General features: G+C 39.5%; 10 protein-coding genes and 1 pseudogene. All 11 read right to left on the minus strand.

The window, feature by feature from the left end:
* Window positions 1–43 precede the first annotated feature (43 nt).
* Window positions 44–1,033, minus strand: a complete 990-nt coding sequence (locus QM911_RS05155; RefSeq protein WP_414313321.1) for a lipoate--protein ligase — start codon at window positions 1,031–1,033, stop codon at window positions 44–46.
* Window positions 1,034–1,091: 58 nt separating this feature from the next.
* Window positions 1,092–2,795: a dihydrolipoyl dehydrogenase gene (lpdA, locus tag QM911_RS05160; RefSeq protein WP_414313322.1), complete on the minus strand. Its 1,704-nt coding sequence runs from the start codon at window positions 2,793–2,795 to the stop codon at window positions 1,092–1,094.
* A gap of 37 nt (window positions 2,796–2,832) precedes the next feature.
* A complete protein-coding gene (locus QM911_RS05165; RefSeq protein ID WP_414313323.1) occupies window positions 2,833–3,876 on the minus strand; it encodes a dihydrolipoamide acetyltransferase in 1,044 nt (347 codons plus the stop codon).
* Between the two features lie 329 nt (window positions 3,877–4,205).
* Window positions 4,206–5,198 (minus strand): alpha-ketoacid dehydrogenase subunit beta, encoded by a 993-nt coding sequence (locus QM911_RS05170; protein WP_414313324.1) that lies wholly within the window; start codon window positions 5,196–5,198, stop codon window positions 4,206–4,208.
* 16 nt (window positions 5,199–5,214) lie between these two features.
* Window positions 5,215–6,183 carry a thiamine pyrophosphate-dependent dehydrogenase E1 component subunit alpha gene (locus QM911_RS05175; protein WP_036757432.1) on the minus strand — a complete coding sequence of 323 codons (969 nt, stop codon included), beginning with the start codon at window positions 6,181–6,183 and terminating at the stop codon, window positions 5,215–5,217.
* Window positions 6,184–6,364: 181 nt separating this feature from the next.
* Window positions 6,365–7,705 carry an MATE family efflux transporter gene (locus QM911_RS05180; protein ID WP_414313325.1) on the minus strand — a complete coding sequence of 447 codons (1,341 nt, stop codon included), beginning with the start codon at window positions 7,703–7,705 and terminating at the stop codon, window positions 6,365–6,367.
* A gap of 11 nt (window positions 7,706–7,716) precedes the next feature.
* The gene (locus QM911_RS05185) at window positions 7,717–7,977 is read right to left on the minus strand and encodes a hypothetical protein (RefSeq protein WP_414313326.1); all 261 of its coding nucleotides are present in this window, start codon (window positions 7,975–7,977) and stop codon (window positions 7,717–7,719) included.
* 10 nt (window positions 7,978–7,987) lie between these two features.
* The gene (locus tag QM911_RS05190; protein ID WP_414313327.1) at window positions 7,988–9,259 is read right to left on the minus strand and encodes a dihydroorotase; all 1,272 of its coding nucleotides are present in this window, start codon (window positions 9,257–9,259) and stop codon (window positions 7,988–7,990) included.
* Between the two features lie 12 nt (window positions 9,260–9,271).
* Window positions 9,272–9,736: an NUDIX hydrolase gene (locus tag QM911_RS05195; protein WP_001135775.1), complete on the minus strand. Its 465-nt coding sequence runs from the start codon at window positions 9,734–9,736 to the stop codon at window positions 9,272–9,274.
* Between the two features lie 9 nt (window positions 9,737–9,745).
* Complete coding sequence (locus QM911_RS05200) at window positions 9,746–10,399, minus strand: uracil-DNA glycosylase (RefSeq protein WP_414313328.1); 654 nt, start codon at window positions 10,397–10,399, stop codon at window positions 9,746–9,748.
* A gap of 221 nt (window positions 10,400–10,620) precedes the next feature.
* Window positions 10,621–10,742: pseudogene (locus QM911_RS05205) on the minus strand (IS630 family transposase); the annotation flags it as partial.

Here is a 10,742-nt window from a genome sequence, read left to right on the forward strand (position 1 = left end):
TTAAACAAAAAAGAAATCCATATTACATGGATCTCTTTTGATTTTATTCAACAACTGCTTCAGCAATTTCTTCAGCAGTAATTCCTGCGAAGTAACGGCCTAAGTTAATGGTTTGAAGTGCTTTGAGGACATCTTCACGTTCGTATTTGACACCACGAAGAACGTCTTCTACTGCTGCAACATCTTCGATACCGAAAAAGTCACCGTAAATCTTGATGTCTTGAATTTTTGATTCAATAACATTAGCAAAGATTTCAACCTTACCGCTTGGGAATTTAGTTCCACGACGGACATTGTATTCAGGTGATTTGCCATAGTTCCAGTCCCAAGTTCCAAACTTAGTTTCTTTGATTCGATTGATTTCAGCCAATTCTTCATCTGAGAATACATACTCAGTCATCTCAGGGTATTCTTTTTTCATGTATTCCAAAAGCAAGTCACGGAACTCTTCAACAGTGATCTTTTCTGGCAATTCATCGATAATATTAGTTACTCGAGCACGGACTGATTTAACCCCTTTTGATTCGAACTTGTCTTTAGAAACTTTGAGTGCATTAGCAAGGACAGACAAATCCACGTCAAAGAGAAGACAACCATGGTGCATGATGCGTCCATTGATATAGGCTTGTGCATTCCCACAGAATTTCTTACCGTCTATTTCTAAGTCGTTACGGCCTGTAAATTCAGCTTTAACACCAAGTTCAGCCAAGGTATTGATAACCGGAGTAGAGAAGCTCTTGAAGTCAAAGGCCTTGTTTTCATCTTCTTTTGAAATGATGGTATAGTTAAGGTTGTTCAAATCATGGTAAACAGCCCCACCACCACTGATACGACGTACTACTTCAATTTCGTGTTCACGAACGTAATCACGGTTGATCTCTTCGATGGTATTTTGGTGACGACCTACAATGATAGATGGTTTGTTAATCCAAAGCAGGAAAATTTGATCCTCGTCCAAAAGGTGTTTAAAAGCATATTCCTCTAAAGCAATATTAAAGGCAGTGTCGTTTGAATGATTGATAATATATTTCATAAGATACCTTCTAATACGATAGAGACTGGAAAATAATTCCAGTCTAGTCTATCTATTTTTATTTTTTCTTAGGTGAATGGATAGCCATTCCAAGAACATCAGCAAATGCTTCGTACATAACTTCAGAGTATGTTGGGTGACCGTGGATTGTCTTAAGCATTTCTTCAACAGTGATTTCCATTTCGATGATACTTGACGCTTCGTTGATCAACTCTGCAGCAGCAGGACCAATGATATGAACACCAAGGATTTCACCATATTTCTTGTCTGCAATGACTTTAACAAATCCTTGAGCAGCGTCTGATGCAATGGCACGTCCGTTTGCAGCAAAGTTAAATTTACCAATTTGAACATCGTATTTTTCACGAGCTTGTTCTTCAGTCAAACCAACAGCTGCTACTTCAGGAAGTGTATAAATAGCTGCAGGAGTCAAGTTCAATTTGGCAACAGCGTGGTTTCCTTTAAGCGCATTTTCAGCCGCAACTTCACCCATACGGAAGGCAGCGTGAGCCAACATCTTAGTACCGTTGATATCACCTGGTGCGTAGATACCTGGAACAGAAGTTTCCATGTATTCGTTAACTTTGATACGACCACGTTCTAATTCAAACTCGACTTCACCGATACCTTCAAGGTCTGGAACACGTCCGATTGATAGAAGAGCTTTGTTAGCAATGATATCATCTTTTCCTTCAACCTTGATACGAAGTTTGCCATCTTCTTCAATGATTTCTTGAAGTTTAGTGTCTGTCAAGATTGTCATACCTTTACGTTCAAGGATTAAACGAAGGTTCTTAGATACTTCAGCATCCATAGCTGGAACGATACGATCCATCATTTCGATTACAGTTACTTTTGAACCGAAGGTCATGAAGGCTTGTCCAAGTTCGATACCGACAACTCCACCACCGATGATCACAAGGCTTTCTGGTACTTCGTTCATTTCAAGGATATCATCACTAGTCATCACAAGAGATGATTCCATACCAGGAACGTTGATTTTGCTTACTTTTGAACCACCAGCAAGGATGATCTTCTTAGTTTCAAGCAATTCAGAACCATTTACCAAGACATTCTTATCTTTAGTAATAGTACCGATACCTTTATGAACATCAACTCCATAGCTACGAAGTAATCCTGCAACACCACCAACAAGAGTATTAACAACTTTAGATTTAGTTTCTAATAGTTTTTCCATATCAACAGTGAAGTTAGGATTTTCAATCACGATACCACGATTTGCAGCGTGACCAATATTTTCAATAATTTCAGCGTTATGGAGGTAAGTCTTAGTTGGGATACATCCGCGGTTCAAGCATGTTCCACCAAGTTCAGATTTCTCAACAAGAGCAACCTTACCACCCAATTGAGCCGCTTTGATGGCAGATACATAACCAGCAGGTCCACCACCGATAACAACGATGTCGTAAGCATCATCGCTCTTACCATCATCGTTTGAGGCGCTTGCTGCAGGTGCTGGGCTAGCTTCTGGTGCAGCTGCTCCAGCTGTAGGAATATTTTCCCCTTCTTCACCAAGATAACCGATAACTTCAGTAACAGGGACAGTTTCTCCATCACCTTTAAGGATTGCGATTAAGTATCCGTCTTCTTCTGCTTCCAATTCCATGCTGACTTTGTCAGTCATGATTTCCAAAAGGATTTCTCCTTCTTTTACAAATTCTCCGACTTTCTTATTCCATTGGACGATTTGTCCTTCTGTCATATCCACGCCGGCTTTTGGCATAATTACTTCTAAGGCCATATCTTACTTCCTTTATCTATATTTCTAAAATAAATACTTAAACCAACATTGAGATTGGGTTTTCAATCAAAGCTTTCAAGTCTTTCATAAACTTAGCACCAGCCATACCATCTACGACACGGTGGTCAATTGTCAATCCAAGACTCATAATTGGACGAATCACGATTTCACCATTTACTACAACCGGTTTTTCAACTGTTGAGCTAACCCCGAGGATTGCTGAGTTCGGTTGGTTGATGATAGGACCAAATGATTGAACACCAAACATTCCCAAGTTACTGATGGTGAAGGTTGAATTTTGCAATTCGCTAGGAGCTAGTTTACCATCCAAAGTACGTCCGATGACATCTTTAAATGCAACAACCAATTCAGACAAGGTCATCTTTTCAGCATTGTAGACAACTGGTGTCATAAGACCATTATCCATACCAACCGCCATCGCAAGGTTGACGTAATTGTGAGTAATGATTGTCTTACCATCTTCTGTCAATGAAGCGTTGATATATGGATGTTTCATCAGTGTCTTAACAACCGCAAGTGAAAGCAAATCTGTAACAGTGATTTTCTTACCTGTTGCTTCCATAATCGGATCAAGAACTTTCTTACGAAGGGCAAGCATTTCAGACATATCTACATCGTAGTTAAGCGTAAAGGTTGGTGCAGTTAAATATGATTCAACCATACGTTGTGCAATAACCTTACGCATAGGAGTCATCGGAATACGTTCGATTTCACCATAAGGTGTTACGTTATCTGGAACTTCTTCCACTTTCTCAATTTGAGCAGGTGATTTAATCGTATCGTTTTCGATATTTTCAGGAAGAAAGGCTAAAACATCCTTCTTCATGATTTTACCACGATGACCTGTTCCTTGAATTTCTTGCCAAGCAATATTATGCTCTAGTGCAATTCGTTTTGCGAGTGGTGAAATGCGAACCACGTTAGTGTCTTTATATGTTTCCACGTCTTCTTTGTGGACACGACCGTTTGCGCCTGAGCCAGAAATGTCGTAGAGATTTATCCCTAAATCATCTGCTAATTTTCTAGCCGCAGGAGTCGCTCTTAGCTTATCATCAGCCATGACCTCTCCTATTCTATACTAAGATATTAAGGACGAAGAGGGCAATGAAAAAATAGGAGATTGACGATGTGTTCGATGAACACAAGGAAATCTATCTTTTTTTCACAGACCTCCGTCCGAATTCAATTACATGATACTAAGGGCGTTTAAAAGCGACCGAAAAATAGGAAATCAACGCAGACTTCGGTGAAGTCAAGGAGATTTATCTTTTTTCCAAGCTTTTAGCCCGTGCTCTAATCTAAGATATCAAGTACGCAGAGAACTTTGCATCAATAGATACAAAGTTTCTTCGTCTGATTTATTAATTATTACATAATTTATATTATGTATTATTCTTTATTGTAAGTTTTACGGATTGCATCTTTGATGCTTTCAACTGTTGGAATCATTGCATTTTCAAGATTTTGTGCATAAGGCATTGGTACATCCTCACCTGCACAACGGCGAATAGGTGCATCTAAATAATCGAATGCTTCTGATTCTGAGATAATAGCTGAAATTTCACCGATAAAACCACTTGTCTTGTGGGCATCGTTGACAAGAACTACTTTTCCAGTCTTCTTAACTGAGTTAATGATGAGGTCTTTATCAAGTGGAACCAAAGTACGTGGGTCTACTACTTCTACTGAGATGCCTTCTTCAGCCAATTCTTCAGCTGCTTGCATGACACGACGAAGCATTTTACCGTATGTTACTACAGTTACATCAGTTCCTTCACGTTTGATTTCTCCGACACCAAGTGGGATAGTATAGTCTGGATCAACAGGAACTTCACCTTTTTGGTTAAATTCTGATTTGTATTCAAGAATGATAACAGGGTTGTTGTCACGGATAGAAGACTTAAGAAGTCCCTTCATATCAGCTGGTGTACCTGGAGCTACAACCTTCAATCCTGGGATATGAGTAAACCAAGATTCCAAGGATTGTGAGTGTTGTGCTGCAGAACCTACTCCGTTACCAGCGGCACAGCGGATTGTAATAGGCACTTGACCTTTACCACCAAACATGTAACGAGTTTTAGCTGCTTGGTTGACGATATTATCCATGGCAATAACAGAAAAGTCCATGAAAGTCATGTCAACGATTGGGCGAAGTCCAGTCATAGCAGCACCAGCAGCTGCTCCAGAAATAGCTGCTTCGGAAATCGGACAGTCACGAACACGTTCTGGTCCAAATTCTTCTAGCATACCTACAGATGTACCAAAGTCTCCACCAAAGACACCGACATCTTCACCCATCAAGAGTACATTTTCGTCGCGACGCATTTCCTCAGACATTGCAAGGATAATGGTATCGCGGAAAGACATTAATTTTGTTTCCATATTTCTCTACTTCTCCTTAGTCTGCGTAAATATCTTCAAAAGCTGATTCTAGTGGAGGGAATGGACTTTCTTCTGCAAACTTAACAGATGCTTCCACTGCTTCCTTAACTTGAGCCTGAATTTCTTCAAGTTCTTCTGCACTAGCAATTTTATTCTCAACAAGGTACTTGCGAAGGTTTTCGATTGGATCTTTTTCTTTCCACTCATCGACTTCTTCACGTGTACGATATTTACCAGGGTCTGATGATGAGTGACCAAGCCAACGGTAGGTTACACTTTCGATCAAGACAGGACCTTTACCAGAACGAACATGGTCAACTGCTTTCTTAAATCCTTCGTAGACATCGATAACATTGTTACCGTCTTCGATAAACATTCCAGGAATACCGTAAGCAGCACTACGCTCATGGATATGCTTGACATTTGTCATTTTCTTAATATCAGCAGAGATTCCATAACCGTTATTGATACAGTAGAAAATTACTGGAAGATTCCAGATTGACGCCATATTCACCGCTTCGTGGAAGACACCTTCGTTTGTTGCACCGTCACCAAAGAAGCAGACAACGATTTTACCAGTGTTTTTCATTTGTTGAGTAAGGGCAGCACCTACTGCAATCCCCATACCACCACCTACAATACCGTTGGCACCAAGGTTACCAGCATCAAGGTCGGCGATGTGCATTGATCCACCTTTACCTTTACAAGTTCCAGTATACTTACCAAGGATTTCAGCCATCATACCATTAAGGTCGATTCCTTTAGCAATGGCTTGTCCGTGACCACGGTGGTTCGATGTTATGAGGTCGTCTTCGTTTAGAGCTAACATAGCCCCAACGTTAGCAGCTTCCTCACCAACAGAAAAGTGCGTCATACCGGGCACTTTTCCTTTTTTTACTAATTGAGCAATTTTTAAGTCCATACGACGAATCTCTTCCATCTTACGGAACATCTCAAGCAAAAGATTTTTATCTAAAGTTGACATAATCTTGCCTTTCTAAGTTTAATTTCTTATAGTTCTATTCTAACTTATAGGTTAACTAGAGTCAAAGATTATGCTTGATAATTTTTCACAATATAAAAAAAGAAAAGCCAATGAAATCAAGACTTTTCTTTACCTAAAACAACTATTTCACAATCTGGTTTTCAAGGGTATTTTCAACAAATTATTTGAATCTTTTCATAATAACTTGTAAACGCCATTGATAGAGTATTCCGCTGACTACTAAACTAACGATTAGACCTATCCAGTAGGAATAGGCATCGAGATCTGTTGAATAATCTAGGAACAACCCTAGAGGTATAGCCACTCCCCAGTATCCCAAGAGTCCCAGATAGAAAGGGATGACTGTGTCTTTATAACCACGTAATATACCTTGTAATGGTGCTGCAAATGTATCAGCTAATTGGAAAAACAAGCTATAAGTCATAAAACTAGCAGTTAATTGGATGAACTCCGAATCATGGCCATACAGACTAGCAACATTTTCTCTAAAAATATATAAAAAGGAAAGTGTTAAAATCGCAAATGCCATAGCAGATAGACGTCCGATTTTTATATATTTCTTAGCATCTTCTTGACGTTTAGCACCAACTTCATAAGAAACAACAATAGCCATCGCTGTTGAAATGCTCATAGGAAAGGCGTACATGAGAGATGAAAAGTTCATGGCAGATTGATGGCTTGCTATTATCAAGGATGAAAACTTTGCCATAATCAATCCCACTGCTGAAAAAATAGCAACTTCTGCAAATACAGTTCCACCAATAGGTAACCCCAGTTTTATCGCTTCTTTTATTTTATTCCTGTCTAAAGGTAGTCGGTTTTCTAAATGTAGTTCTTTTAATTTTTCTTGTTTAAGAAGGACTAGTATAGATATACCCAACAAGGCCCAATAAGCCATAGAGGTCCCAAGTCCCGCTCCAGCTCCTCCCAACTCAGGAAAACCAAAGGCACCATAAATCAATAAATAGTTAAAACCACTATTTAGAGGGAGTAATAAAAGCATCAAATACATGGACAACCTTGTTAACCCAAGCGCATCCAGTAATGAACGGATAACGCTAAAGAGTAAGAGAGGAATAATACCAATGGCTAGGAGCCACAGATAACGTATGGCAACACTGGATACAGCCACTTCCAGCCCCATGAATTGTAAGACAATTGGTGCTAAAAAGAAAACCAAGCCAAAAAGTACGATAGATAAGGCTAAAGCCAAATAAAGAAATTGATAAAAATCCGAAGAAACTTCTTTCTTTTTTCCTTGTCCCAAATGGTGGCCAATAATAGGGACCAAGGCTGAGACAATCCCTGTCAGGAAGGTAAAGAAAGGATTCCACAAACTAGTCGCAATGGAAACACCCGCTAGATCCAGTGTATTATATTGCCCTGTCATCGTGGTATCGACAAAAGATGCAGAAAAATTAGCGAATTGATAAATTAAAATAGGAAAGAAAATTTTTAAAAATAAGATGATTTTGTCTTTAATTGTTTCTGTTGTATGCATACCTACTCTTTCTACTCCTTTTCATCCAAGCCAAAAAGCTTTAAGCCGTATTTTCTCAAGCTCAAGGGTGGATTACTAGCTTTTGATGTCGTGTGCCAACAATTACATGAGGCGCAATAATAGCTTCTAACCAAGCCACCATTATCATACTCTACAGCATGGTCAGCTTTTTCCTTGGTTTCATACTGAATTTTAGTACGGTTAGCGGCTGGACAATATACTCCATGGCAAGCATTTCGTTTACGATTTCTAAGTTTACGAAAATAATTCATCCTCAAGCTCCTAATCTGCTTGATAAACGATTTGTCCCTTACAGATAGTATATTTGACCTGCCCTTTTAATTGTTCACCAATGAATGGTGAATTAGCTGCTTTAGAAGCAAAATGTGTGTCAACGATTCGGTCAGCTTTATCATCAAAAATTGTAATATCAGCTGGACCATTTTCAGTTAGATAACCTGCTTCAAAATTATACAGTTTTGCTGGATTGTAGGTCATTTTTTCTAGCAATTGCATTAAACTCAACTCGCCAGCTTCAACCAAGTAGGTCAAACCAAGTGACAAGGATGTTTCCAAACCTGTCATTCCCGATGGCGCTTTGGTAATATCCTCAACATTTTTTTCGTCAGCATGGTGAGGCGCGTGGTCAGTAGCAATGACAGAAATGACTCCAGATTTTAAACCTTCAATGACGGCGCGACGATCAGACTCCAAACGAAGAGGTGGATTCATCTTAGCGTTACTTCCTTTAGTCAAAAGCAGAGCTTCAGTCTTAGAAAAATGCTGGGGTGCTACTTCTGCAGTTACGTTTGCTCCCATATTTTGAGCAAACTCCACAACTTTTACACTTTCTTCTTTTGACAAATGCTGAATATGAACATGAGCCTTAGTTGCATAGGCAATCATGGCATCACGAGCAATCATAGCGTATTCTGCAACTCCTGTTGCACCGCAGATATGAAAATGCTCTTTAGCGATATTTTCGTTAAAACCAAGTGTACCATTTAAACCAGGATCTTCTTCGTGCAAACTGATAAAGGTGTCGAGTTTTTTAGCCTTTTCCATGGCTTCCTTAACAACTTTACTACTTTCAAGAGGAATTCCGTCATCAGAAAAACCAACAGCACCAGCTTCTAAAAGCGCCTTAAAATCTGTCAAATCTTGGCCATTAAAGTTTTTGGTAATCGTTGCTACAGACTTAACGTTAATTTTTTCCTTGGCTGCAGATTGAAGAACTTCTTGCAAAGTCTCAACATCTGAGATAGTTGGATTGGTATTAGCCATCATTACGACTGTCGTAAAACCACCTGCAGCTGCTGCTAGTGCTCCTGTATGAATGTCTTCTTTATGAGTCTGACCAGGTTCACGGAAATGGACATGGATATCCACCAATCCAGGTGCAACTACAAGACCAGTTGCATCGATCACTTGAGCTCCTTCAACCTGGATTTCAGGAGCGATTCTAACAATTTTCCCATCATCAATCAAAACATCACAAACTTGATCCAAACCAGACTTTGGATCCATCACACGGCCGTTTTTGATTACTAACATAACAATACTCCTTTATTCGTAGAAATCCACTTGGGTATCCAATAACTTATCACCATCATAAACAAACTTTGCTGAAAAGAAAGGCTTATCTTCTAGAAGCCACTCGACAAAGGTATGGTCACCTTCCCAGGTCGGTTTGCTTAAAACTTCATCGTAAGGAACCCATTCTAAGGTCCCTTCGTTACAGTCAATCAATTCACCCTCAAACTCTGTTACCTTAAAGACGTAGGTGTACCAGTCCAAGTCCGGTGTAAACTCTGGAAAGGTGATAACTCCTTTTAATACTGGTTTTGCTTTTAGACCAGTTTCTTCTAAAATCTCACGAGCAGCACATTCTTGTGGAGTTTCTCCACGCTCTAACTTTCCACCTACACCGATCCATTTTCCTTCATGGACATCATTAGGCTTTTTATTGCGATGAAGCATGAGTAATTCTTTTCCATTATCAATGTAGCAAATTGTCGCTAACTGAGGCATATTCTCTCCTTATCTAAGCCAATCGATTGGCTCTTGTCCTGTTTCTTTTAAGAATGCATCGGCCTTGGAAAAAGGCTTGGAGCCCCAAAATCCTCTGTAAACAGAAAGAGGACTTGGGTGGGCTGATTCGATAATCAAGTGCTGAGGATTTTTAACCAAGAACTTCTTCTTACGTGCATAAGCACCCCAGAGTACAAAAACCACAGGTCTATCTAAATTATTGACAACCTTAATCACTGCATCCGTGAATGGCTCCCAAATCAGACCAGCATGACCATTAGCCTGCCCAGCAGGGACAGTCAAGCAAGCATTGAGAAGCAAAACACCCTGCTCCGCCCAAGAGGTCAAGTCATGAGACTGTTTTACCCCAATATCATCCGCAAGTTCTTTTAAAATATTTTGCAAAGAAGGAGGTGCTGGAATAGAATCTGGAACTGAAAAACTCAAGCCCTGAGCTTGACCAGGTCCATGATAAGGATCTTGGCCTAGAATTACCACTTTAACCTCTTCCAGAGGAGTCGACAAAAGAGCCTGAAAAACCTTTTCCTTTGGCGGATAAACAGTTCCCTGAGCATAGACTTGCTCCATAAAGTGATTGATTTTCCCAAAATAACCCTCAGGTAATTGCTCTTTAATCAAAGCATGCCAGGATGAGTGTTCCATTGCTTTCTCCTTTGTTTATACTGCCTCTATTATAGCAAAAAGTGGCTATCTAAACCACTTTTAAAAGTATCTATTAAGATTTGAGAAGTTTTAGAAAGATTCAAGACTACAGCAACTCCCCCAATCTGAAAGATAGCCTATTATTTCAAAAACACTATCATTGTATTTTTCAAATTTTTTAGTTGCAGAACTTTTTAGATAGCCTGAAATACAATTTATAGTCAACTGAAACAAGAATAAGACAAAAGAGCCTCGAAAAAAGTATTACAACTTGGTAATACCTTTTTGAGGTGCTTTTTGATATGAGCCCATGTTTTCTCAATAGGATTGTACTCAGGTGAGT

It is taken from the genome of Streptococcus infantis, assembly GCF_047460825.1.
In the GTDB taxonomy this organism is placed as follows: Bacteria; Bacillota; Bacilli; order Lactobacillales; family Streptococcaceae; genus Streptococcus; species Streptococcus infantis_V.